Annotated in this window: 26 protein-coding genes and 1 pseudogene; 26 read left to right on the forward strand and 1 reads right to left on the reverse strand. The window is 37.5% G+C overall.

Annotated features, from left to right (window positions below):
* Nucleotides 1-16 precede the first annotated feature (16 nt).
* The gene (locus MRBLBA3_RS02880; protein WP_000752660.1) at nucleotides 17-697 is read left to right on the forward strand and encodes a thiamine diphosphokinase; all 681 of its coding nucleotides are present in this window, start codon (nucleotides 17-19) and stop codon (nucleotides 695-697) included.
* Nucleotides 698-763: 66 nt separating this feature from the next.
* Entirely contained in the window at nucleotides 764-844 is an 81-nt protein-coding gene (gene spoVM, locus MRBLBA3_RS02885) for a stage V sporulation protein SpoVM (protein ID WP_001213599.1), read from the forward strand.
* 73 nt (nucleotides 845-917) lie between these two features.
* Here the strand turns inward: spoVM and rpmB are convergent, their stop codons facing one another.
* Nucleotides 918-1,106 (reverse strand): 50S ribosomal protein L28, encoded by a 189-nt coding sequence (gene rpmB, locus MRBLBA3_RS02890; protein WP_000124776.1) that lies wholly within the window; start codon nucleotides 1,104-1,106, stop codon nucleotides 918-920.
* Between the two features lie 376 nt (nucleotides 1,107-1,482).
* Here rpmB and MRBLBA3_RS02895 point away from each other — a divergent pair, with 376 nt between their 5' ends.
* The 24 genes and pseudogenes from MRBLBA3_RS02895 to dprA all read left to right on the forward strand — a co-directional run bounded on the left by MRBLBA3_RS02895 (nucleotide 1,483) and on the right by dprA (nucleotide 25,165).
* Nucleotides 1,483-1,845, forward strand: coding sequence for an Asp23/Gls24 family envelope stress response protein (locus tag MRBLBA3_RS02895; protein ID WP_000021109.1), 363 nt, complete (start codon nucleotides 1,483-1,485; stop codon nucleotides 1,843-1,845).
* Nucleotides 1,846-1,867: 22 nt separating this feature from the next.
* Complete coding sequence (locus tag MRBLBA3_RS02900; RefSeq protein WP_000027116.1) at nucleotides 1,868-3,544, forward strand: DAK2 domain-containing protein; 1,677 nt, start codon at nucleotides 1,868-1,870, stop codon at nucleotides 3,542-3,544.
* A gap of 466 nt (nucleotides 3,545-4,010) precedes the next feature.
* The gene (gene recG / locus MRBLBA3_RS02905; RefSeq protein WP_044737554.1) at nucleotides 4,011-6,059 is read left to right on the forward strand and encodes an ATP-dependent DNA helicase RecG; all 2,049 of its coding nucleotides are present in this window, start codon (nucleotides 4,011-4,013) and stop codon (nucleotides 6,057-6,059) included.
* An 88-nt stretch (nucleotides 6,060-6,147) separates the two neighbouring features.
* A complete protein-coding gene (gene fapR, locus MRBLBA3_RS02910) occupies nucleotides 6,148-6,741 on the forward strand; it encodes a transcription factor FapR (RefSeq protein ID WP_000747352.1) in 594 nt (197 codons plus the stop codon).
* Nucleotides 6,738-7,730, forward strand: a complete 993-nt coding sequence (gene plsX, locus MRBLBA3_RS02915) for a phosphate acyltransferase PlsX (RefSeq protein ID WP_000684105.1) — start codon at nucleotides 6,738-6,740, stop codon at nucleotides 7,728-7,730. The genes fapR and plsX overlap by 4 nt, the downstream gene beginning before the upstream one ends.
* 14 nt (nucleotides 7,731-7,744) lie before the next feature.
* Entirely contained in the window at nucleotides 7,745-8,689 is a 945-nt protein-coding gene (gene fabD, locus MRBLBA3_RS02920; RefSeq protein WP_000516964.1) for an ACP S-malonyltransferase, read from the forward strand.
* A complete protein-coding gene (gene fabG, locus MRBLBA3_RS02925; protein ID WP_000911778.1) occupies nucleotides 8,689-9,429 on the forward strand; it encodes a 3-oxoacyl-[acyl-carrier-protein] reductase in 741 nt (246 codons plus the stop codon). The genes fabD and fabG overlap by 1 nt, the downstream gene beginning before the upstream one ends.
* Before the next feature lie 69 nt (nucleotides 9,430-9,498).
* Nucleotides 9,499-9,732, forward strand: a complete 234-nt coding sequence (acpP, locus tag MRBLBA3_RS02930; protein WP_000786062.1) for an acyl carrier protein — start codon at nucleotides 9,499-9,501, stop codon at nucleotides 9,730-9,732.
* Nucleotides 9,733-9,790: 58 nt separating this feature from the next.
* Nucleotides 9,791-10,528 carry a ribonuclease III gene (gene rncS / locus MRBLBA3_RS02935; protein ID WP_001146869.1) on the forward strand — a complete coding sequence of 246 codons (738 nt, stop codon included), beginning with the start codon at nucleotides 9,791-9,793 and terminating at the stop codon, nucleotides 10,526-10,528.
* 148 nt (nucleotides 10,529-10,676) lie between these two features.
* Nucleotides 10,677-14,246 (forward strand): chromosome segregation protein SMC, encoded by a 3,570-nt coding sequence (gene smc / locus MRBLBA3_RS02940; RefSeq protein WP_000478957.1) that lies wholly within the window; start codon nucleotides 10,677-10,679, stop codon nucleotides 14,244-14,246.
* 14 nt (nucleotides 14,247-14,260) lie between these two features.
* A complete protein-coding gene (gene ftsY / locus MRBLBA3_RS02945) occupies nucleotides 14,261-15,250 on the forward strand; it encodes a signal recognition particle-docking protein FtsY (RefSeq protein WP_363379698.1) in 990 nt (329 codons plus the stop codon).
* Nucleotides 15,251-15,383: 133 nt separating this feature from the next.
* Nucleotides 15,384-15,716 (forward strand): putative DNA-binding protein, encoded by a 333-nt coding sequence (locus MRBLBA3_RS02950; RefSeq protein ID WP_000891062.1) that lies wholly within the window; start codon nucleotides 15,384-15,386, stop codon nucleotides 15,714-15,716.
* Between the two features lie 12 nt (nucleotides 15,717-15,728).
* Nucleotides 15,729-17,078 carry a signal recognition particle protein gene (ffh, locus tag MRBLBA3_RS02955; RefSeq protein ID WP_000863455.1) on the forward strand — a complete coding sequence of 450 codons (1,350 nt, stop codon included), beginning with the start codon at nucleotides 15,729-15,731 and terminating at the stop codon, nucleotides 17,076-17,078.
* 101 nt (nucleotides 17,079-17,179) lie between these two features.
* Nucleotides 17,180-17,452 (forward strand): 30S ribosomal protein S16, encoded by a 273-nt coding sequence (gene rpsP / locus MRBLBA3_RS02960; RefSeq protein ID WP_000268750.1) that lies wholly within the window; start codon nucleotides 17,180-17,182, stop codon nucleotides 17,450-17,452.
* Nucleotides 17,453-17,466: 14 nt separating this feature from the next.
* Nucleotides 17,467-17,694: a KH domain-containing protein gene (locus MRBLBA3_RS02965; protein WP_000737392.1), complete on the forward strand. Its 228-nt coding sequence runs from the start codon at nucleotides 17,467-17,469 to the stop codon at nucleotides 17,692-17,694.
* 121 nt (nucleotides 17,695-17,815) lie between these two features.
* Complete coding sequence (gene rimM, locus MRBLBA3_RS02970) at nucleotides 17,816-18,331, forward strand: ribosome maturation factor RimM (RefSeq protein ID WP_000170271.1); 516 nt, start codon at nucleotides 17,816-17,818, stop codon at nucleotides 18,329-18,331.
* Nucleotides 18,331-19,065: a tRNA (guanosine(37)-N1)-methyltransferase TrmD gene (trmD, locus tag MRBLBA3_RS02975; protein ID WP_000686893.1), complete on the forward strand. Its 735-nt coding sequence runs from the start codon at nucleotides 18,331-18,333 to the stop codon at nucleotides 19,063-19,065. The genes rimM and trmD overlap by 1 nt, the downstream gene beginning before the upstream one ends.
* 146 nt (nucleotides 19,066-19,211) lie before the next feature.
* The gene (gene rplS / locus MRBLBA3_RS02980; protein ID WP_001186517.1) at nucleotides 19,212-19,556 is read left to right on the forward strand and encodes a 50S ribosomal protein L19; all 345 of its coding nucleotides are present in this window, start codon (nucleotides 19,212-19,214) and stop codon (nucleotides 19,554-19,556) included.
* 101 nt (nucleotides 19,557-19,657) lie between these two features.
* Entirely contained in the window at nucleotides 19,658-20,209 is a 552-nt protein-coding gene (gene lepB, locus MRBLBA3_RS02985) for a signal peptidase I (protein WP_000711850.1), read from the forward strand.
* Between the two features lie 20 nt (nucleotides 20,210-20,229).
* Complete coding sequence (gene ylqF, locus MRBLBA3_RS02990) at nucleotides 20,230-21,120, forward strand: ribosome biogenesis GTPase YlqF (RefSeq protein WP_001007645.1); 891 nt, start codon at nucleotides 20,230-20,232, stop codon at nucleotides 21,118-21,120.
* 56 nt (nucleotides 21,121-21,176) lie between these two features.
* Nucleotides 21,177-21,944 carry a ribonuclease HII gene (locus tag MRBLBA3_RS02995; protein ID WP_001171125.1) on the forward strand — a complete coding sequence of 256 codons (768 nt, stop codon included), beginning with the start codon at nucleotides 21,177-21,179 and terminating at the stop codon, nucleotides 21,942-21,944.
* 200 nt (nucleotides 21,945-22,144) lie between these two features.
* Nucleotides 22,145-23,305, forward strand: a complete 1,161-nt coding sequence (gene sucC / locus MRBLBA3_RS03000) for an ADP-forming succinate--CoA ligase subunit beta (protein WP_001020797.1) — start codon at nucleotides 22,145-22,147, stop codon at nucleotides 23,303-23,305.
* Nucleotides 23,306-23,324: 19 nt separating this feature from the next.
* On the forward strand, nucleotides 23,325-24,227 hold the full coding sequence (gene sucD / locus MRBLBA3_RS03005; RefSeq protein WP_000115186.1) for a succinate--CoA ligase subunit alpha: 903 nt from the start codon (nucleotides 23,325-23,327) through the stop codon (nucleotides 24,225-24,227).
* A gap of 88 nt (nucleotides 24,228-24,315) precedes the next feature.
* A pseudogene (gene dprA / locus MRBLBA3_RS03010) lies at nucleotides 24,316-25,165 on the forward strand (DNA-processing protein DprA).
* Nucleotides 25,166-25,224 lie beyond the last annotated feature (59 nt).

Raw genomic sequence — 25,224 nt, forward strand, 5'->3', positions numbered from 1 at the left:
AAAGGCAATCTACCGAATGGCAGATTGCCTTTTTACAATAGAAGGGGAAGAAAAAATGATTGTTCATATTTTGGCAGGAGGACCTGTAGAATACTGCGCAGATTTTTCTCGATATGAAAATGAAGAAGTAGTGTGGGCGGCGGTTGATAGGGGAGTGTACCGTTTATTAAAAAGTGGAATTACTCCGACTGTTGCGTTTGGGGATTACGATTCGGTTACTGAGGATGAGTTAGCATGGATGAGGCAGCAAACAAATGAGTTACATATTGTTCCGCGAGAAAAAGATCAAACAGATTTAGAAATTGCAATTAGCTGGGCTTTAGAACAAAACCCGAAATTCATTCGTATTTTTGGCGCGACTGGTGGAAGACTTGATCATGGTTTGGCAAATATACAAATGCTTTTAAAAGGTTTAGCGGCAGAGATAGAAATGTGTATTGTAGACAATAAAAATGAAATAACAGTAAAAAAAGTTGGTACACATATAATTGAAGAAAATGAAAATTTTCCTTATGTATCCTTTGTACCGGTTACTGAAACAGTTGAAGGTATTACATTACGTGGATTTAAGTACTCTCTTACTAACAAGACAATAGAGTGGGGATCGACACTTTGTATTAGTAATGAACTCATTGTGGAAAAAGGTACTTTTTCATTTACTTCTGGCATATTAATGATGATAAGAAGCACTGATTGAAGAAACAATTTTGCTCCTTGCATCATATAGTAAACAAGTGGAGTAATGGGGATTAGGAGGGAAACCATGAGATTTTATACAATTAAGTTACCTAAATTTCTTGGTGGAATTGTACGTGCGATGTTAAATACCTTCAAAAAAGACTAAAAAAAGCACCTATTACCGGTGCTTTTTCCATTGTTATAATAAAAAAAGAGCCTAGCGGCTCTTTTTTTTATTATTAAACACGTTCGATTTTGCCAGATTTTAATGCTCTAGCAGAAACGTAAACACGTTGAACTTTTCCGTCGATGCGTACGCGAACTTTTTGAAGGTTAGCGCCCCATTTACGTTTTGTAGCGTTCATTGCGTGAGAACGAGAGTTACCAGAACGAGCTTTTCTTCCAGTGATAGCACAAACACGAGCCATTTATATTTCCCTCCCTTGATACCTTACCATACGTAATTTTTCAATGTTAGTCTTTTTTGCGATGCTAAAAACACTACTATAATTTAACACAACTAAAAAGAGAATGCAACACCGTAGAAAAAAGAAATCAAGAAAAATTACTTGACACCATATACCAATGAAGAAAAGCTGAAATCAAGAAAAATTGCTTGACATATTATAGTGGTACATGTTGTATAATAACAATGGACTATTTTGCTCATCATAGAAAAGTGTAGTATAAAACATAAAATATGAGAGTGAAAAGAAAGAACGATGGAATTTTCTTTAAAAAGATTATATGATAGTAACTAAAGTAGTCTAGCTCACTTTCACCATTTATGAAGGGGGAAACGAGATGTCAATTGAAATTAAAACGAAGTACGGTCAAATTGATATTAGTACAGATGTAATTGCAACAATTGCTGGAGGTGCCGCAGTAGATTGCTACGGTATCGTAGGTATGGCATCAAAAAATCAGTTAAAAGATGGATTAACAGACATTTTACGAAAAGAAAACTTCACTAGAGGTGTTATTGTTCGTAAAGATGAAGATGAAGTACATATTGATATGTATATTATTGTGAGCTATGGTACGAAAATTTCAGAAGTAGCACATAACGTGCAGACTAAAGTGAAATATACATTAGATCAAACTGTAGGACTAGCAGTAGATTCTGTAAACATCTACGTACAAGGAGTTAAAGTAATAAACTTGTAATGTGCATTAAGGAGGAAAATCTGTGTCAATTCAAAAAATTGATGGAAAACGTTTATCACAAATGATCATTCAAGGAGCAAATAATTTAACAAATAATGTTCAGCTTGTTGATGCATTAAACGTATTTCCAGTTCCAGATGGCGATACCGGTACAAACATGAACTTATCAATGACTTCAGGCGCACGTGAAGTGAAAGAAAATCCTTCACAGCATGCTGGTAAAGTCGGCGTAAGTTTAGCCAAAGGATTATTAATGGGAGCTCGTGGTAACTCTGGGGTTATTTTATCTCAGTTATTCCGTGGTTTTTCTAAATCCATTGAACAAAAAGAAGAATTAACAACAGTTGATTTTGCTGCAGCTTTAGAGGCTGGAGTAGAGGCAGCGTATAAAGCGGTTATGAAACCAATTGAAGGAACGATTTTAACGGTTGCAAGAGAAACGGGTAAATATGCAGTGACGGTTGCGAAAAAACAGCGCGACTTTGTTTTGTTTATGGAAGACGTTGTAAAAGAAGCGAATGCATCGTTAAATCGTACGCCAGATTTATTACCTGTATTAAAACAAGTTGGCGTTGTAGATAGCGGTGGTAAAGGTCTAGTTGTTGTATATGAAGGATTTTTAGCTGACTTAAAAGGAGAAACGATTTCTTCTAATGTGCAGACGCAACCATCTATGAATGACATGGTACGCGCAGAACATCACCGTAGTGTACAAAGCCAATTGAGTACAGAAGATATTAAGTATGGATATTGTACGGAATTCATGGTGAAATTAGAGCCTGAAAAAATGAAGGAACATAATTTCTCTGAACAAAAATTCCGTGAAGATATTAGTGTGTACGGAGATTCACTACTTGTTGTATCAGATGATGAGGTTGTTAAGGTTCATATTCATGCGGAACATCCTGGAGATCCTATGAACTATGGACAACGCTACGGTAGTCTAATTAAGATTAAAGTAGAAAATATGCGTGAACAGCATACGGCTTTATTAGATGAACCTACTATGGTGCCTGAACAAACGAATCAACCAAAAGAGAAACAACCGTATGGTATTGTGACTGTAGCTATGGGATCTGGTATTAAAACTTTATTTGAGAGCATTGGCGCAACGAAAGTTATCGAAGGTGGCCAAACGATGAATCCAAGTACGGAGGATATCGTGAAGGCGATTGAAGAGGCGAATGCTGAAAAAATCATCATTTTACCAAATAACGGAAATATCGTAATGGCAGCAGAACAAGCAGCTTCAGTAGTAGATCAAGAAGTTATTGTTGTTCGTTCGAAAACAGTTCCTCAAGGTATGGCTGCAATGTTAGCATTTAATCCAGTTGGAACGTTAGAAGAGAATAAAGAAAACATGAACGAAGCTTTATCTCATGTGAAAACAGGTCAAATTACGTATGCTGTTCGTGATACGGAAATTGACGGTGTGGCAATTCAAAAAGATGATTTCATGTGTATTGCAGATGGAAAAATCGTATCAACAAACGCTGAAAAAGTAGGAGCTGCGAAGCAATTACTAGAAGCACTAATTGATGAAGATTCTGAAATCGTAACGATTCTACAAGGTGAAGATGCAACAGACGAAGAAGTGGCTGAATTAGTTGCGTTTGTTGAAGAGAACTTTGAAGATGCAGAAGTAGAAGTACATGCAGGGAACCAACCGGTGTATTCTTTCATCTTCTCTGTAGAATAAGAAAAGATTCGTTTTAAAAATAAATGGATTACTTACTTGCTAATGGATGAAAAGTAGTGATATGAAATTTATTACTAGTTTTTATTCAAAAGGCTAGCATATTGATGATAGAAAAGAGCCTTGCTGCTAATAGTGAGGCTCTTTTCTTGCGTGTTGTATATCTTTGTTTTGTCCCGCTATTTGTAGGCAGTAAAATTTCCACCCCTAAATTCGGCTAGAGCAAAGAAGTTAGTTGGGAGATTAACTGCCCGTAAAAGCCCGATTGGTGAGGGCTAATAATCAGTGGGGGATGAACAAAACCCCACTGATTATAGTTTCACTTTATATAGAGGGATTAGAGTAGTTTCTCTTAGAATGCCTATGATAGAATATATAGGGTGAAAGAGAGAGATTACAGATGTCGATGATGTTAATGGAGAATCAATAGAATGAATCGAAGAAAATAATGTGACGGAGCGTGAGAATCTTGAATGAAGTTGTACAAGTTCCTGTTACGGATGTAAAGGGAATCGGAGGAGAAACATCTGAGTTATTACACGAGATGGGAATTTATACAGTTTCTCATCTATTAGAACATTTTCCGTACCGTTATGAAGACTATGCGATGAAAGATCTTGCTGAAGTAAAGCATGATGAGCGTGTGACGGTTGAAGGGAAAGTACATAGTGCTCCTTTACTTCAATACTATGGAAAGAAAAAGTCGCGTCTTACAGTTCGTGTTCTTGTCGGGCGTTATTTAATTACAGCCGTATGTTTTAATAGACCATATTATAAACAAAAGTTAAAGCTAGATGAAACGGTAACGATTACTGGTAAATGGGATCAGCATCGCCAAACGATCGCTGTATCAGAACTTCATTTTGGACCGGTTGTGCGTCAACAAGAAGTAGAGCCAGTATATTCAGTGAAAGGGAAGTTGACAGTAAAGCAGGTGCGCCGTTTTATTGCCCAGGCTTTAAAGGAATATGGAGACTCTATAATTGAAGTGTTACCTGACGGTTTGTTAAGTAGGTATAAATTATTACCACGTTATGAAGCACTCAGAGCGTTACATTTTCCAGTGGGACAGGAAGACTTAAAGCAAGCACGGCGCCGTTTTGTATATGAGGAGTTTTTCTTGTTCCAGTTGAAAATGCAAACATTACGGAAAATGGAAAGGGAAAATTCAAAGGGCACGAAAAAAGAAATTTCATCAGTAGAATTGCAAGAGTTTACTGATGCACTTCCGTTTCCGTTAACTGGCGCACAAAGCCGGGTTGTAGATGAAATAATGAAAGATATGACATCTCCCTATCGCATGAATCGATTATTGCAAGGGGATGTAGGTTCTGGGAAAACAGTTGTTGCTGCGATTGCACTTTATGGAGCGAAATTAGCTCATTATCAAGGTGCTATGATGGTTCCTACGGAAATTTTAGCTGAACAACATTATCAGTCGCTCGCTGAGACGTTTTCACATTTCGGTATGAAGGTTGAACTGCTAACAAGTTCTGTTAAAGGTGCGAGACGTCGAGAGATTTTGGCGAGATTAGAGCAAGGAGAAGTAGATATCCTTGTTGGGACGCACGCTTTAATTCAAGATGAAGTTATATTTCATAGGTTAGGTCTCGTTATTACGGATGAACAGCATCGATTTGGTGTAGCGCAGCGCCGGGTTTTACGTGAGAAAGGCGAAAGTCCAGATGTGTTGTTTATGACGGCGACCCCAATCCCGCGTACGTTAGCTATCACTGCATTTGGAGAGATGGACGTTTCTATTATCGATGAAATGCCAGCTGGTAGAAAGGTGATCGAAACGTATTGGGCAAAACATGATATGTTAGATCGCGTTCTCGGTTTTGTGGAAAAAGAGATCAAAAAAGGAAGACAGGCATATGTTATTTGTCCTCTAATTGAAGAGTCTGAGAAGTTGGATGTACAAAATGCTATCGACTTACATAGTATGCTGACTCATCATTATCAAGGGAAATGCCAAGTTGGATTAATGCATGGAAGACTATCATCTCAAGAAAAAGAAGAGATAATGGGACAGTTTAGTGAAAATAAAGTGCAAATTCTTGTATCGACAACAGTTGTTGAAGTAGGTGTGAATGTACCGAATGCGACTGTTATGGTTATTTATGACGCGGAGCGTTTCGGTTTATCGCAGCTTCATCAGCTTAGGGGGCGCGTTGGGCGTGGTAGTGAACAATCGTATTGTTTATTAATTGCGGACCCGAAATCAGAAACGGGAAAAGAAAGAATGCGCATTATGACTGAAACAAATGATGGATTTGTATTGTCAGAAAAAGATTTAGAGTTACGAGGTCCTGGAGATTTCTTTGGAAGTAAGCAAAGTGGTCTACCAGAGTTTAAGGTAGCTGATATGGTACATGATTATCGAGCGTTAGAAACAGCGAGACAAGATGCGGCGATACTAGTTGATTCAGAAGCGTTTTGGCACAATGATCAGTATGCTTCGTTGCGTACTTATCTTGACGGAACAGGTGTGTTCCAGGGAGAGAAGCTCGACTAAGAGTAGTCTGCAAAAGTTTTTGTTGCATTCTACTTTTAATGATTATATACTACTGTTAGTACCTAGTCATAAAAATGGATGGTGCGGTATGAAAAAAAGAAGAAGTAAAAAAGAAAGACAAGAATTATTACAACAAACAATAGAAACGAATCCTTTTATAACGGATGAAGATTTAGCGGAAAAATTTCAAGTGAGCATACAAACTGTTCGTCTTGATCGTATGGAATTATCTATTCCTGAATTAAGAGAACGAATTAAGCATGTGGCTACAAAACAACATGAAGAAGATGTGAAATCTTTACCGTTAGAAGAGGTTGTCGGAGAAATTATCGATATAGAATTAGATAGACATGCGATTTCTATCTTTGAAGTAAAGGTAGAACATGTATTTAAAAGAAATCAAATTGCTCGTGGGCATCATTTGTTTGCGCAAGCAAACTCACTAGCTGTTGCAGTTATTGATGAAGAATTAGCTTTAACTGCAAAGTCTACCATTCGATACATTCGTCCTGTAAAATTAGGAGAACGTGTTGTTGCAAAAGCACGTGTTGAAGATGTAGAGAATGATAAAGGACGGACGGTTGTCAAAGTGCGTAGCTTTGTTGGAGAAGAACTTGTTTTTACAGGCACTTTTGAAATGTATCGATCTAGTAATTATAGTGAGGAAGGTAACAACTTATGAAAATCGCAATAGATGCAATGGGCGGCGATCATGCTCCAAAGGCTGTAGTATTAGGAGCAATGAAAGCTATTAAGGAATACTCAGATTTACATATTACGTTAGTAGGGAAAGAAGAGGAAATTCGTCAATACTTAACGAGTGAAGAGCGAATTACTATACTTCATACAGACGAAAAAATCGAATCGACAGATGAACCAGTAAGAGCGGTTCGCCGAAAAAAACAAGCTTCAATGGTACTAGCAGCAGAGCAAGTGAAGAACGGCGTAGCGGATGCTTGTATCTCAGCAGGAAGTACAGGAGCTTTAATGGCAGCTGGATTGTTTGTTGTTGGTCGTATGGAAGGAATTGAACGACCAGCTTTATCACCTACAATGCCAACTGTTGATGGAGAAGGTTTTGTGATGTTAGATGTTGGAGCAAACGTTGATGCAAAACCAATTCATTTATATCAATATGCAGTAATGGGCTCTGTTTATGCAGAGAAGGTAAGAGGAATTAAAAATCCTCGCGTTGGACTTTTAAACGTTGGGACAGAGGATGGCAAAGGAAACGAGCTTTCAAAACAAGTCTTTGCTATGCTCAAGGATGCACCAATTAATTTTGTTGGAAACGTTGAATCAAGAGACTTATTGCAAGGTGTAGCAGATGTTGTTGTATGTGATGGTTTTACAGGTAACGTAGCTCTAAAATCATTAGAAGGAACAGCACTTGCATTATTCTCTATGTTAAAAGAGCAATTAATGAGTTCGTTTACGAGCAAATTAGCAGCAGCGGTATTAAAACCAAAACTTATGGTATTAAAAGATAAAATGGATTATTCGGAGTATGGAGGAGCGGCATTGTTTGGCTTAAAAGCTCCTGTCATTAAGGCTCATGGTTCTTCAAATGACCAATCGATATTTAGTGCGATTCGTCAAACAAGAGAAATGGTAGCGAAAGAAGTAATTCCTACAATTTCAAGTGTAATGGAGAAAGAGCCGCTTCAATAAGAGGAGGATTTGAAATGGGAAAACTAGCATTTCTTTTTCCGGGCCAAGGTTCACAGGCAGTTGGAATGGGTAGACAGTTAGCGGAGAATAATAACGAGGTTGCGAAAGTGTTTGCAAAAGCGGATGAGGTGCTGCAAGATTCACTGTCAGAAGTGATTTTTGAAGGGCCACAGGAAAAGCTAACATTAACGACAAATGCGCAACCTGCTTTATTAACGACGAGTTTTGCAATTTTAACAGCTTTGAATGAGTATGATATTACACCAGATTTTGTCGCGGGACATAGTTTAGGTGAATATAGCGCACTTGTAGCAGCGGGTGCATTAACTTTTGAAGATGCTGTATATGCTGTAAGGAAACGTGGGGAATATATGGAAGAAGCAGTTCCGGGTGGGGAAGGTGCGATGGCAGCTATTTTAGGTGCTGATCCGGAAATGCTGAAACAAGTTACAGAAGAAGTAACAAGTGAAGGATATGCGGTGCAAATTGCTAATATGAATAGCACGAAGCAAATTGTTATTTCTGGAACAAATCAAGGAGTAGAACTTGCTTCTCAAAGAGCGAAAGAAAATGGTGCTAAAAGAGCAATTCCTCTTAAAGTAAGTGGACCATTTCATTCCTCACTTATGAAGCCAGCTGCTGAGAGATTCCAAAGTGTTTTAAATGAAATTACAATTCAAGACACAAATATTCCTGTTATTGCAAATGTTACAGCGGACGTTATTACACGTGGTACAGATATTAAAGAAAAGCTGATTGAACAGCTCTATTCGCCTGTATTATGGTATCCATCCATTGAGTATATGGTGAATCAAGGGGTAGATACATTTATTGAAATCGGCCCTGGAAAAGTACTTGCTGGTCTTATGAAGTCGATTGACTCTTCTGTGAAAGCATATGCGATATATGACGAAGAGACATTAAAAGATACCATTTCAAATTTGAGAGGAGAAAACTGATGTTAAAAGGGAAAGTAGCATTAGTAACTGGCGCTTCACGTGGGATTGGTCGTGCGATTGCGATTGATTTAGCAAAACAAGGGGCAAATGTGGTAGTAAATTATGCTGGTAATGAGCAAAAGGCGAATGAAGTAGTCGATGAAATAAAGAAATTAGGTTCAGATGCTATTGCAGTAAGAGCAGATGTTGCAAATGCTGAAGATGTTACGAATATGGTGAAACAAACTGTAGATACGTTTGGACAAGTAGATATTCTTGTAAATAACGCTGGTGTAACAAAAGATAATTTATTAATGCGTATGAAAGAAGAAGAATGGGATACAGTTATTAATACAAACTTAAAAGGTGTTTTCTTATGTACGAAGGCAGTATCTCGTTATATGATGCGTCAACGTCATGGACGTATTATTAATATCGCTTCTGTTGTTGGAGTAACAGGAAACCCAGGACAAGCAAACTATGTTGCTGCTAAAGCTGGTGTAATTGGATTAACAAAAACATCAGCAAAAGAATTAGCGAGCCGAAATATTACTGTAAATGCAATTGCTCCAGGGTTTATTGCGACTGATATGACGGATGTATTAGATGAAAATATAAAAGCCGAAATGTTAAAGCTAATTCCTGCAGCTCAGTTTGGTGAAGCGCAAGATATCGCAAATACTGTAACGTTTTTTGCTTCTGATCAAAGCAAATATATTACAGGACAAACGTTAAATGTTGATGGCGGAATGGTAATGTAATAAAAGAATCGATTTCACCTAGTTTTTTTGGACAATATTTTATATAATATTTGAGGGGAGGTGAATGGAATGGCAGATGTTTTAGAGCGTGTAACAAAAATCATCGTTGATCGTTTAGGTGTAGAAGAAACTGAAGTAGTACCAGCTGCGAGCTTTAAAGAAGATTTAGGCGCAGACTCCCTAGATGTAGTAGAACTTGTAATGCAATTGGAAGATGAATTCGAAATGGAAATTTCTGATGAAGATGCTGAAAAGATTGCTACTGTTGGCGATGCTGTGACTTACATAGAGAGTCATCTATAATGCTTAAGTGAAGTCCCGTTTTTTAGCGGGGCTTCTCGGCTTATATCTGGAGGGACCTATGCCGTACCGAAAACATAGAGAAAAAAAATACGAAACAAAATATCGTGAAGCGTTTAAAGTATTTCAAGAAGAGATAGGTATTACGTTTTCAGATGAAAAATTATTGATTCAAGCATTTACGCATTCATCGTATGTGAATGAGCATCGAAAAAAACCGCATGAGGACAATGAGCGTCTTGAATTTCTTGGTGATGCTGTATTGGAACTCACTGTATCACAGTATCTGTTTCAAAAATATCCGACAATGAGCGAAGGAGAGTTAACAAAACTACGTGCAGCTATTGTATGTGAGCCATCTCTTGTTCGTTTTGCAAACGAATTGTCATTTGGTAGCCTTGTTTTATTAGGGAAAGGTGAGGAAATGACGGGTGGACGTGAACGACCAGCTTTATTAGCGGATGTCTTTGAAGCGTTTATTGGTGCCCTTTATCTTGATCAAGGGCTTGAAACAGTTTGGGGATTCTTAAAAGAAGTTGTATATCCGAAAATTAATGAAGGTGCTTTTTCTCATGTGATGGATTATAAGAGTCAATTGCAAGAATTGATTCAGCGTGATGGTAGTGGTAACGTTGAGTATCAAATTTTGCAAGAAAAAGGACCGGCCCATAACCGAGAATTTGTGTCACGTGTTACGTTAAATAACGTGGCTTTAGGTCTTGGTAGTGGCAAGTCGAAAAAAGAAGCAGAGCAACAAGCTGCTGCAGAAGCATTGAAAAAATTAAAAGAACAACTATAAGGAATCCCCCTTTGAATGAGGGGGATTCCTTATGCATAGAATGAAACTTTCCTTTTGTTTATAAATAAAAGGAGTGGGAAATCCGTATAGTAGCTTGTTTTCGTACAGACAATGTTTACAACAACGGAGAATAGGAGGAAGGCCTTTCGTGTTTTTAAAAAGATTAGAAATAGCAGGATTTAAATCTTTTGCTGAGCGTGTATCTGTCGATTTTGTTCCAGGTGTAACTTCTGTAGTAGGACCTAACGGGAGCGGGAAAAGTAATATTACTGATGCGATTCGCTGGGTACTTGGTGAACAATCTGCAAAGTCATTACGCGGTGCAAAAATGGAGGATATTATTTTTGCAGGTAGTGATACGAGAAGAGCGGTTAATATTGCTGAAGTAACAATAACTTTAAATAATGAAGACCAACGATTACCGATTGAATATAACGAGGTGTGTGTAACACGTCGTGTATCTCGTTCGGGTGATAGTGATTTTTATATTAATAAACAATCTTGTAGATTGAAAGATATTATTGATTTATTTATGGACTCTGGTATGGGAAGAGAAGCTTTTTCAATTATTAGCCAGGGGAAAGTCGAAGAGATTTTAAGTAGTAAATCGGAAGAACGTCGAGGGGTATTTGAGGAAGCTGCGGGTGTGCTGAAATACAAACTTCGTAAAAAGAAAGCTGAAGGGAAATTAGCAGAAACACAAGAAAACTTAAATCGTGTGCAAGATATTATACATGAATTGAGTAGTCAAGTAGAACCACTAGAAAGACAAGCTTCTATAGCGAAAGATTTTCTTGAGAAAAAAGAAGAATTAGAAAAAGTAGAAGCGGCGCTTATTGTACATGAAATTGAAGAATTACATGAAAAGTGGGAAGCGCTTCGAAATCAATTTGGGCATAATAAAGATGAAGAAGTTAAGATGTCGACGAATTTACAAAAAAGTGAAGAAGAGCTTGAGGAATTACGTGGACAATTACAAGCGGTTGATGAATCTGTAAACTCCTTACAAGAAGTTCTCCTTCTTTCTAGTAAAGAACTAGAGAAACTAGAAGGGCAGCGTGAGTTGTTAAAGGAAAGAAAGCAAAATGCGACGACGCATTGTGCGCAGCTTGAAAAGCTAATTGTTGAATTGGTAGAGAAAGCTAAAAGTTATGATGGCGAAATTGAAACAAGTACCGAAGCGTTAATGCAATTTGTGAATCAAGTAAAAGAGTTGGAGAAGAAATTGCATGATAATGAGCAACTACTTGCAACTTTTGCCGTGAATCTAGAGGAACAGATTGAGAATTTAAAAGGTGATTATATTGAACTTTTAAATCAACAAGCAAGTCTTCGTAATGAATTATCTATGATTGAAGAACAATCTAAACAGCAAAATTCTAAAAATGAACGCCTTGATGAAGAAAATGAAAAATATGTACAGATGCGCATGGAAATTACAGCGAAAAAAGCGAAACTTGTAGAAAGTTATGAGCAAGTGAAGGAGAAAGTAGCTGGCATTATTTCTAACATACAGAAGACAGAAACGGCACTTGGGAAATGTAAGTCTCAGTATAGTGAAAATGAAACGAAACTGTATCAAGCGTATCAATTTGTGCAACAGGCGCGTTCTCGAAAAGAAATGCTAGAAGAAATGCAAGAGGACTATTCTGGTTTCTATCAAGGGGTACGTGAAGTATTAAAGGCTAGAGAAAATAGATTGCAAGGTATCGAGGGAGCTGTTGCAGAACTTCTGACTGTGCCGAAAGAATATGAAATTGCAATGGAGATCGCCCTTGGGGCAGCGATGCAACATATCGTAGTACAAACAGAAGAACATGCACGTAATGCAATTACATTTTTAAAGCAAAATAAACATGGTCGTGCAACGTTTTTACCTCAAGCTGTTATTAAAAGTAGATCGTTATCATTTGAACAATTACGCATTGTGAATCAACATCCAGCGTTTGTTGGTGTGGCGGCAGAACTTGTGCAGTACAACAATAAATATGAGAATGTAGTTTCAAGCCTATTAGGTACTGTTGTTGTTGCGAAAGATTTACGCGGTGCAAATGAATTAGCGAAACAATTACAATATCGCTATCGTATTGTAACGCTTGAAGGTGACGTAGTGAATCCTGGCGGTTCTATGACTGGTGGAGCTGTAAAACAGGCGAAATCTTCTTTATTAGGGCGCCAGCGTGAACTTGAAGAATGGACTAAAAAGCTAGCTGATATGGAAGAAAAAACAACGAAGCTAGAAAACTTTGTTAAAGCAGTAAAGCAAGAGATTCAAGAAAAAGAAGTGAAAATACGCGAACTACGCCAAGGCGTAGAAACTGAGCGTGTAGATGAACAAAAATTAAGAGAAGAAATTAATCGATTAGAATTAGAAGAGCATCGAATTAACGATCGTTTATCTATATACGATTTAGAGATAGAAGGATTTTTACAAGATCAAGTGAAAATGCAAGGGCGAAAAGGAGAGTTAGAAAAGATTTTAGCAACTCTTCAAGCGGAAATCTCGGAATTAGATGGCAAAATCGTCGCATTAACGAAACAAAAAAGTGAGCAACATTCTTCAAAAGAAAAAGTTCAGAAGGAAATGACTGAGCTAAAAGTACAAGCAGCTGAACAACAACAACGTTTATCTAATCAAAAAGAAAAAGTTGAACGATTGACGAAGGAAAAAGAAGAGACTGATACGACACTTGTAAAAACGAAAGAAGATTTAGCGTTCTTAAAACAAGAGATGACGTCTAATTCAAGTGGCGAAGACCAAATTACGAATATGATAGAGAAGAAAGCATATGATCGTAATCAAACTTCGGATTTAATTCGTTCGCGTCGTGAACAACGCGTATCATTGCAAGAGAGAGTGGAGCATTTAGAGCGCGGTGTGAAAGAAACAATAGGTAAACATAAATATATTCTTGAGATGTTGAAAGATCAAGAAGTGAAAATTAACCGACTTGATGTAGAGTTGGAAAATAGATTGCAGCATTTACGTGAAACATATACTATTTCATTTGAAGCAGCAAAACTGAAGTATACAATGACGATGCCTGCAGAAGATGCGCGTAAAAAGGTGAAATTAATTAAACTATCCATTGAAGAGCTAGGCGCAGTAAACTTAGGGGCAATTGATGAATACGAACGTGTAGCAGAACGTCACACATTCTTACTAGAGCAAAGAGATGACCTGGAAGAAGCGAAATCGACGTTACATCAACTTATTACGGAAATGGATGAAGAGATGAAAAAACGCTTTTCTACTACATTTGAAGGAATTCGAACGGAGTTTCAATCTGTATTCTCTGAATTATTCGGAGGCGGAAGAGCGGATTTAGTAATGACAAATCCAGAAGATTTATTAAATACTGGTATTGATATTGTGGCGCAACCGCCAGGGAAGAAACTACAAAATTTAGGTTTACTTTCAGGTGGAGAGCGTGCTTTGACGGCAATTGCGCTCTTATTTGGTATTTTAAAAGTACGCCCAGTCCCATTCTGTGTGCTAGATGAAGTAGAAGCGGCTCTTGATGAGGCTAATGTTGCTCGTTTTGCGCAGTATTTAAAGAAATTTAGTGATGAAACGCAGTTTATTGTAATTACACACCGAAAAGGTACAATGGAAGAGTCTGATGTATTGTACGGTGTAACAATGCAAGAATCAGGGGTATCTAAGCTTGTTTCTGTTCGTTTAGGTGATGGCGAAGAACTTGTAGCAAGTAAATAGGAAGGATGGGAAGTATGAGCTTTTTTAAAAAATTAAAAGAAAAAATTTCAAAACAAACGGATACAGTAACAGAGAAGTTTAAACAAGGATTGGAAAAAACAAGAAATTCATTTGCTGATAAAGTAAATGATTTAGTGTATCGTTATCGTAAAATAGACGAAGACTTCTTTGAGGAATTAGAAGAAATTTTAATTAGTGCAGATGTTGGAGTCTCGACAGTAATGGAATTAATTGATCAGTTGAAAGAAGAAGTGCAACGTCGTAACATTCAAGATCCAAAAGAAGTACAGGCTGTGATTTCTGAGAAGTTAGTGGGAATTTACAAAGGTGATAGCGACTTTAGGAATGAAGTTAATATACAAGAGGATCAATTAACAGTTGTTTTATTTGTTGGTGTTAATGGTGTAGGAAAAACGACGACAATTGGTAAGCTTGCACATAAATTTAAATCGGAAGGAAAGTCTGTCCTATTGGCGGCAGGAGATACATTCCGTGCTGGAGCGATTGAACAATTAGAAGTATGGGGCGATCGTGTTGGTGTAGAAGTAATTAAACAAGGATCAGGGTCTGACCCGGCGGCTGTTATGTACGATGCTGTACAGGCAGCGAAGGCTCGTAAAGTGGATGTATTGCTATGTGATACAGCAGGACGCCTGCAAAACAAAGTCAACTTAATGAAAGAGTTAGAGAAAGTGAAGCGTGTAATTGAGCGTGAAGTACCAGGAGCTCCTCATGAAGTATTACTTGTTATTGATGCAACAACAGGACAAAATGGATTAAGTCAAGCAAAAACATTCCGTGAAGCAACGAATGTTACTGGTATTGTTTTAACGAAGTTAGACGGAACTGCTAAAGGTGGTATCGTATTAGCAATTCGTAACGAAATGGATGTACCGGTGAAGTTTGTTGGACTAGGAGAGCAAATGGATGATCTGCAGCAATTTGATCCAGAACAATATGTGTATGGCTTATTCGCGAACTTGGTAGAAACTGAAGAAGTGTAAGTGAAAGAAGCGGTATTTCCGCTTCTTTTTCTATAAAAAATATGTGATGTTAAGAAAAAAACTTGACACTCTTTTATACTCCATGTAAACTAATTCATGTAAAGGGAAATCACTTAACAAAGGATGATCCAACATGCTCGAGAAAACAACGAGAATGAACTATTTATTTGATTTTTATCAATCGTTGTTAACGCAAAAACAAAGAAGTTATATGTCGCTTTATTATCTAGATGATTTATCTCTTGGTGAAATTGCGGAAGAATTTGATGTAAGCCGCCAAGCCGTGTATGATAACATTAAACGGACTGAAGCGATGCTTGAAGAATATGAAGAAAAATTAGTATTACTTCAAAAGTTTCAAGAGCGACAGCGACTTGTTGCAAAGCTAAAACAGCTAATCAGCGAAGAAGAGCATGTGAATGAAGAAATGAAACAAGTTGTTGAAGCTATCGAAAAATTAGATTAGGAGGGCGGCAATATGGCATTTGAAGGATTAGCCGACCGACTTCAACAGACAATGCAAAAAATCCGCGGCAAAGGAAAAGTTTCTGAAGCCGATGTGAAAGAAATGATGAGAGAAGTTCGTCTAGCTCTTTTAGAAGCAGATGTTAACTTTAAAGTAGTAAAAGATTTTATAAAGCGTGTGTCTGAGCGTGCTGTCGGACAAGATGTAATGAAAAGTTTGACACCTGGACAACAAGTAATTAAAATCGTACAGGAAGAACTTACAGAACTGATGGGCGGAGAGCAAAGCAAAATTGCTGTTGCTAATAAGCCACCGACTGTTATTATGATGGTTGGTCTGCAAGGTGCGGGTAAAACAACGACAACAGGTAAGCTTGCGAATTTACTTCGTAAAAAGTATAATCGTAAACCGATGCTTGTTGCAGCAGATATTTACCGTCCAGCAGCGATTAAACAGCTTGAAACATTAGGGAAGCAATTGGACATGCCTGTTTTCTCTTTAGGAGATCAAGTAAGTCCAGTTGAAATTGCGAAACAAGCGATTGCAAAAGCAAAAGAAGATCATCACGATTACGTTTTAATTGATACAGCGGGTCGCCTGCATATTGATGAAGAACTAATGGATGAATTAGCGAAAGTGAAAGAAGTTGCGAAACCGGATGAAATTTTCCTTGTTGTCGATGCGATGACAGGACAAGACGCGGTAAATGTAGCACAAAGTTTCCATGAGCAGTTAGGTTTAACAGGTGTTGTATTAACGAAATTAGATGGTGACACGCGCGGTGGTGCGGCATTATCTATTAAGGCTGTAACAAACACACCAATTAAATTTGCTGGTATGGGTGAAAAGCTAGATGCGATTGAAGCGTTCCATCCAGAACGTATGGCATCCCGTATTTTAGGGATGGGTGACGTCTTAACATTAATTGAAAAAGCGCAAGCTACAGTTGATGAAGAGAAAGCAAAAGAACTTGAGCAAAAAATGCGTACGCTTTCGTTTACGCTTGACGATTTCCTAGAACAACTTGGACAAGTGCGTCAACTTGGACCGCTTGACGAATTGTTAGGAATGCTTCCTGGTGCAAATAAAATTAAAGGGCTGAAAAATGCACAAGTTGATGAAAAACAAATTGGGCATATTGAGGCAATTATTCGTTCTATGACTAAATTAGAGCGAGAACAACCGGAAATAATCAATGCTAGTCGTAAAAAACGCATTGCCAAAGGTAGCGGTACAACCGTACAAGAAATTAATCGTCTAATCAAGCAGTTTGATGATATGAAAAAAATGATGAAGTCGATGACTGGAATGCAAAAAGGTAAGAAAAAAGGACTAGGTGGATTGAAGTTTCCATTCATGTAAGGAAAAAAAGATGGCTCTGTTAAGAAAAAATACTTTACAAAGCAATAGTCTTTTTGCTAATATAATTATCTGTGTGAAATAAATTCGGAGGTGCTTTATAAATGGCAGTTAAAATTCGTTTAAAACGTATGGGAGCTAAAAAAACTCCTTTCTATCGTGTAGTTGTTGCAGATTCTCGTTCTCCTCGTGACGGACGTTTCATTGAGGAAATCGGTACTTACAATCCGGTTGCTCAACCAGCTGAAGTTAAGATCAACGAAGAAGCAGCATTAAAATGGTTAGGAAACGGTGCTAAACCATCTGATACAGTTCGTAACCTATTCTCTAACCAAGGTATCATGGAGAAATTCCACTTATCTAAACAAGGTAAGTAATTGAGGCAATGACTATGAAGAAGTTAGTCGAGACGATTGTCAAGCCTCTTGTCGATCATCCTGAAGATGTAAAAGTTACACAGGAACTTTGCAACGGAGAGATAAAGTATCGATTAACTGTACATCCTGAGGATGTTGGAAAAGTCATTGGAAAGCAAGGGAAGGTTGCGAAAGCAATTCGAATGCTCTTGTATTCAGTGGGACATCATAATGATGAAAAAGTAACACTGGAAATTCAATAAACGTAAAAAGGGCGAGGAGTTAATTCCTCTCCCTTTTTTAACATTTAAAGAGAAGTTGCATGTTCCAGATATGAAATGGAGATGCTTAATTTATATAGAAACCAGGGGTGACATACTATTTATGACAAAATGGTTTAACGTAGGGAAAATTGTAAATACTCATGGCGTAAGAGGAGAAATTCGTGTAATTTCTCGTACTGATTTTCCGGAAGAGCGATATAAAGTAGGAAACACGTTATACATATGTAATGAGAAAGGTACAGACTATCTTCCAGTGAAGGTAACTTCTCATCGTCAACATAAGACATTTGATTTATTAACACTTGAAGGATACAACAATGTAGATGAAGTAGAGAAGTTGAAAGGTTCTTTAATAAAAGTACCAGAAGAGCAGTTAGGCGAACTAGCTGAAGGTGAATACTACTATCATGAAATTATTGGTTGCAGTGTTGTAACGGAAGAAGGAGAAGCGTTAGGAACGATCAAAGAGATCTTATCTCCTGGTGCGAATGATGTATGGGTGATTAAACGTCCAAAGGGTCAAGATCTTTTAATTCCTTATATTGATGACGTTGTGCTTCAAGTTAACATTGAGAATAAATTAGTAACCATTCATGTAATGGAAGGGTTGCTATAATGAAAATTGACATTTTAACATTGTTTCCAGATATGTTTACGGGTGTGTTTGGGTCTTCAATTTTAAAGAAAGCACAAGAAAAAGAAGCGGTAGAGCTTCGTGTTGTCAATTTCCGTGATTATACAACTAGCAAGCATAATAGTGTAGATGATTATCCGTATGGTGGGGGCGCTGGGATGGTATTAACCCCTCAGCCTATCTTTGATGCGGTGGAAGAGTTAACGAAGGAAACAGACCGTAAACCGAGAATCGTCTTAATGTGTCCACAAGGAGAGCGTTTTACGCAGAGGAAGGCAGAAGAGCTTGCTGAAGAAGAGCATGTTATTTTTGTATGTGGCCATTATGAAGGGTACGATGAACGAATTCGTGAACATCTTGTAACAGATGAGATTTCTATTGGTGATTACGTATTGACGGGTGGAGAACTAGCCTCAATGGTAATTACTGATAGTGTTGTACGTCTCCTGCCAGGAGTACTAGGGAATCAAACGTCACAAGTGGAAGACTCTTTTAGCACAGGTTTGTTAGAACACCCACACTATACACGTCCTGCTGATTTTCGTGGTATGAAGGTACCGGATGTATTAATGTCAGGAAATCATAAAAACATTGATGAATGGCGCCATAAAGAATCCTTGCGTCGTACGTATACGCGTAGACCAGATTTACTAGAAGAGCGAGAATTATCTAAGCAGGAAGAGAAATGGCTGGAGCAAATTAAAAAAGACCAATAAGGGCTTGATATATTTTCTATTGCAACAGTCCTAGCAATATGCTATTATAACATTTGTGCTACTGAAATCAGTAGCCGTATTAACGATGTTCCGCTGTAATTTATTAAGACTTTATAAGAGCATCTGTTTAAAGGAGAGAATTTAATATGCAACAATTAATCGCAGAAATTACAAAAGGCCAATTAAAAACTGACCTTCCTTCATTCCGTCCTGGAGACACTTTACGTGTACACGTAAAAGTAGTTGAGGGAACTCGTGAAAGAATTCAGCTTTTCGAAGGTGTTGTAATCAAACGTCGTGGTGGCGGAATCAGTGAAACATTCACAGTTCGTAAGATTTCTTACGGCGTAGGTGTTGAGCGTACATTCCCAGTTCACACGCCAAGAATCGCGAACATCGAAGTACTTCGCCGTGGTAAAGTACGTCGTGCTAAGTTATACTACTTACGTAACCTTCGCGGTAAAAAAGCACGTATTAAAGAAATTCGATAAGACATGTATGGGAGCTTGTAAATACACAAGCTCCCTTTTTCCAATCTATATAAAATTTTGATATAATACGAGCAGCTTACATAACTGTGGAGGGGAAATGCATGAAGAAAGAAAAGAGTTCACTTTGGGAATGGATCAAAGCAATTTTGATTGCTATTGTATTAGCGGGCGTTATTAGGCAGTTTTTCTTTGCGCCAATTCTCGTAGATGGTGTATCGATGTCACCAACTTTACATGACCGTGATCGAATGATTGTTAATAAAATAGGTTATCACATAGGTGATCCGAAGCGCTTTGATATTATTGTATTTCGGGCGACGGAAGAAAAAGATTATATTAAGCGTATTATCGGCCTACCAGGCGATGAAATCGAATATCGTAATGATAAACTATACGTTAATGGAAAAGCTTATGAGGAGCCGTACTTAGACAAACAGAAAAAACAAATTTCTGACGGACCGCTTACATATGATTTTACTCTTGAAGAAATGACTGGAAAGAAAACTGTTCCAGAAGGTCAATTATTTGTTTTAGGTGATAATCGCCGTTTTAGTAAAGATAGCCGGACGATTGGTACAATTTCAGTGGACCAAGTAATTGGTAATGCAAATATGTTATATTGGCCATTAAAAGATGCACGTATTGTGAAATAACAGAAAAAGAAGGTGGCAACATGGCAATTCAATGGTTCCCAGGACATATGGCAAAGGCTAGACGCCAAGTAACAGAAAAATTAAAGTTAATCGATGTTGTAATTGAGCTTGTAGATGCTCGATTACCTTTATCTTCTCGAAATCCGATGATTGATGAAATTATTACACATAAACCGAGGTTGGTTGTTTTAAATAAGGCGGATATGGCAGATGATCGTTTAACGAAACAATGGATCGCATATTTTAAAGAAAAGGGCCATAAGGCAATTTCAATTAATGCACAAGCTGGACAAGGTATGAAAGAAATTGCAGCAGCTTGTAAAATCCTTGTTAAAGAAAAATTCGATAAAATGGTTGCTAAAGGTATTAGACCGAGAGCGATTCGTGCTTTAATCGTAGGTATTCCAAATGTTGGTAAATCTACTTTGATTAATAAATTAGCGAAGAAAAATATCGCGAAAACAGGAGATCGTCCTGGAGTAACTACGGCTCAGCAGTGGATTAAAGTTGGAAAAGAAATGGAGTTACTTGATACACCAGGTATTTTGTGGCCTAAATTTGAAGATCAATTAGTTGGTTTACGTCTAGCTACGACTGGTGCAATTAAAGACTCTATTTTAAATCTACAAGATGTAGCTGTTTATGCATTACGTTTTATGGAGAAACATTATCCAGAACGATTAAAAGAGCGATATAATTTAAATGACATTCCAGAAGATATTGTGGAGTTATTTGATGCAATCGGAAAAAACAGAGGTTGCCTAATGGGCGGCGGCATGATTGACTATGATAAAACATCTGAACTTATACTTCGTGAGCTTCGTGGTGGTAAACTTGGGAAAATGACGTTTGAAACACCAGAAGAGTTTGCAGAGCAGGTAGAAGATGTGGAGAAAGTAGAAGAAGTATAAGACGTGCGTATGTGCGTCTTTTCTTTTTGGATACGTTTAAAAAGGAGTATAGATAGATGCAAAAAATGACTATACAAGAAGCCGAATGTTTGCTAAAAGAAATTATAAATGAAGAAGATGAACGTTTTCAAATGTTAGTGAAAGACGAGAGAAAAGGTGTTCAAAAATTAATTTTGAAGTGGTATAAACAAAAAGAGTTAGCACACAAGGAAAAAGAGAAATTTCTAGAAATGTCTAAGTATGAACATGCTTTGCGTGAAAAAGGAATCACGTATATTGCGGGCATTGATGAAGTGGGACGAGGACCGTTAGCTGGACCTGTTGTGACAGCTGCTGTTGTCCTTCCGGAAGAGTTTTATATTCCAGGGTTAAATGACTCGAAAAAGTTGAGTGAAGCGAAACGAGAGCGTTTTTATGATGAAATTAAAGAGCATGCGGTTGCAATTGGAGTTGGAATTGTATCACCACAAATTATTGATGAAATCAATATTTATCAAGCAACAAAGCAAGCGATGTTAGATGCAGTTGCCAATTTATCATGTACACCAGAATATTTATTAATCGATGCGATGAAGTTGCCTACATCAATTCCACAAACATCAATCATTAAAGGTGATGCGAAAAGTATATCTATTTCAGCTGCATCTATTATTGCGAAAGTGACAAGAGATCGTATGATGAAAGAGTTAGGTAAAAAGTATCCTGCATATGGATTTGAACAACATATGGGATATGGGACGAAACAGCATTTAGAAGCGATTGAATCACATGGAGTGTTAGAGGAACATCGGAAATCATTTGCGCCAATTAAAGATATGATTTAAAAATAAGCTGTGAATATACAGCTTATTTTTTTATTTTGGTATATGAACATTATTATTTTCAAAAAAGAATAAAGCGATTTCAGTTTTCTGACACTTTATTGTAGACAGCGTGCCAATCATCTTATACAATGGCAATGTGATGTTTTTTAAACATTAAAAAACTTTTCGAGTAAAACAGGAAAACAGGGGAGGATGGGACCATGAATATCCATGAGTACCAAGGTAAGGCAGTCCTTAGAAGCTATGGGGTTAGCGTTCCGAACGGGAAGGTTGCATTTACAGTAGAAGAAGCTGTAGAAGCAGCTAAAGAATTAGGAACAGAAGTATGTGTAGTTAAAGCGCAAATTCACGCTGGTGGACGCGGCAAAGCTGGCGGAGTAAAAGTTGCGAAAAATTTAGAAGAAGTTCGTACATATGCAGAAAGCATTTTAGGAACTACACTTGTGACGCATCAAACAGGTCCTGAAGGTAAGGAAGTAAAACGCTTACTTATCGAAGAAGGTTGCGATATTAAAAAAGAATATTATGTAGGTCTTGTGTTAGATCGTGCAACTTCTCAAGTTGTTTTAATGGCATCTGAAGAAGGTGGAACAGAAATTGAAGAAGTAGCAGAAAAAACACCTGAAAAAATCTTTAAAGAATATATTGATCCAGCAGTAGGTTTACAAGGTTTCCAAGCACGTCGAATCGCGTTTAACATCAATATTCCAAAAGAGCTGGTAGGACAAGCTGTGAAGTTTATGATGGGCTTATATAGTGCGTTTATCGAAAAAGATTGCTCTATCGCTGAGATTAATCCACTTGTTACAACAGGTGACGGTAAAGTTATGGCTTTAGATGCGAAATTAAACTTCGATTCTAATGCGTTATATCGCCATAAAGACATTTTAGAACTTCGTGATCTTGATGAAGAAGATTCAAAAGAAATTGAAGCTTCTAAATATGACTTAAACTACATTCCTTTAGATGGAAATATCGGTTGTATGGTTAATGGTGCAGGTTTAGCAATGGCTACAATGGATATCATTAAACATTACCATGGTGACCCAGCTAACTTCTTAGATGTTGGTGGCGGCGCAACAGCTGAAAAAGTTACAGAAGCATTCAAAATTATCCTTTCTGACAAAAATGTAAAAGGTATCTTCGTTAACATTTTTGGTGGCATTATGAAGTGTGATGTTATTGCAGAAGGTGTTATTGAAGCAACGAAGCAAGTAGGTCTTGAGTTACCTTTAGTTGTACGTCTTGAAGGTACAAACGTAGAGTTAGGTAAGAAGATTTTAAATGAGTCTGGCTTAAATATTGTTGCAGCAGAATCTATGGCAGACGGTGCACAAAAAATTGTTTCACTAGTGGGCTAATAGAAAGCGGGGGAGAAAAATGAGCGTATTAGTTAATAAAGATACAAAAGTTATTGTTCAAGGTATTACAGGTTCTCAAGGATTATTCCACACAAAACAAATGATTGAATACGGTACGAAAATTGTCGGTGGTGTAACGCCAGGTAAAGGTGGCACTGATATTGAAGGTGTACCAGTATTTGATACTGTAGAAGATGCAGTGAAAGCAACAGGCGCAAATGCTTCAGTTGTATACGTTCCACCCGCTTTTGCGGCTGATGCAATTATGGAAGCAGTTGATGCAAAGATTGATTTAGTAGTATGTATTACTGAAGGAATCCCTGTATTAGATATGGTAAATGTAAAGAGATATATGGCAGGTAAACATACACGTTTACTTGGACCAAACTGTCCTGGTGTCATTACACCTGATGAATGTAAAATTGGTATTATGCCAGGATACATTCATAAAAAAGGTCATGTGGGTATCGTATCTCGCTCTGGTACATTAACGTATGAAGCTGTACATCAGTTAACACAAGAAGGTATTGGCCAATCTACTGCTGTAGGTATCGGTGGGGACCCTGTTAACGGTACAGACTTTATTGATGCGTTAAAAGCATTTAATGAAGATGAAGAAACACATGCTGTAATTATGATTGGTGAAATCGGCGGTACGGCAGAAGAAGAAGCAGCTGAGTGGGTACAAGCTAATATGACAAAACCAGTTGTCGGCTTCATTGGTGGCCAAACTGCGCCTGAAGGCAAACGTATGGGCCATGCCGGTGCAATCATTTCTGGCGGTAAAGGAACTGCTGCGGAAAAGATTAAAACAATGGAAGCTTGTGGTATTAAAGTAGCTGAAACGCCAGCTGTTATGGGTGAAACATTAATCTCTGTTTTAAAAGAAAAGGGATTATTTGAAACTTGTAAAAACTATTAATCTTTTTGAAAGACACCTTCTTGTTTGAGGGTGTCTTTTTATACTTTTCCTGTTTACATAATAAAAATTATGGGTAAGGAGAATTAAGATGAAAAGAGAACGATTATTGCACCTACATTACGTGTTGGCGGATCATTGGAAAGTGATGGAGAGGATACTATATGTTGATCCGGAATTGAATGGGATGTACACTTTTAGTGCAAAGCAATTTGAATATTACGCTGGAATATCCTCGAAAAAATCTTCAGAATGCAAGTCTCCAGCGATATATCTCCTATTTAGAAAAAAATCGAATATTTTATATGACTATATGGGATGAGGATTATCCAAAATTATTGCGAGAAATACAAGATCCCCCTTTTGTTTTATATGGAAAAGGGGAGAAGGATTTTCTTAGTAAAGTAAATAAATTAGCGATTGTTGGGACGAGAGATCCGTCTTTATACGGAAAGAAGAGTATGAAATTTATTTTACACCCTTTACTTGAAAAGGAATGGCTTATTGTTAGTGGGTTTGCAAGAGGGATAGATACAATCGCTCACGAAGTTACAGTAAGTAAGCATTGCCCGACTATTGCTATCTTAGGACATGGATTATCTTATATGTATCCGAAAGAGAATAGACGTTTATATGACACGTGGAAAGACTATATATTGTTATTGACAGAGTATCCTCCGCATTATGCACCGAAAAAATGGTATTTTCCAAAAAGAAATCGAATTATTAGTGGAATAAGTAAAGGGGTTTTAGTTGTAGAAGCAAAATCGAGAAGTGGATCACTTATTACTGCAGACCTCGCATTAGAGCAAAATAGAGAGGTATTTGCCCTTCCTGGACCAATATTTATAGATAGTGCATCAGGAACGAATTATCTTATTCAACAAGGTGCAAAATTAGTACGAAATGCAGAGGATATCCTGGAGGAAATTATAAATTAACCTTATATTTTTATGTTTTTATTAAACAATTATTGACAAATGGTAGATTGTCACTGTAT

The sequence above is a fragment of the Bacillus sp. LBA3-1-1.1 genome (genome assembly GCF_040676495.1).
Taxonomy (GTDB): Bacteria; Bacillota; Bacilli; order Bacillales; family Bacillaceae_G; genus Bacillus_A; species Bacillus_A nitratireducens.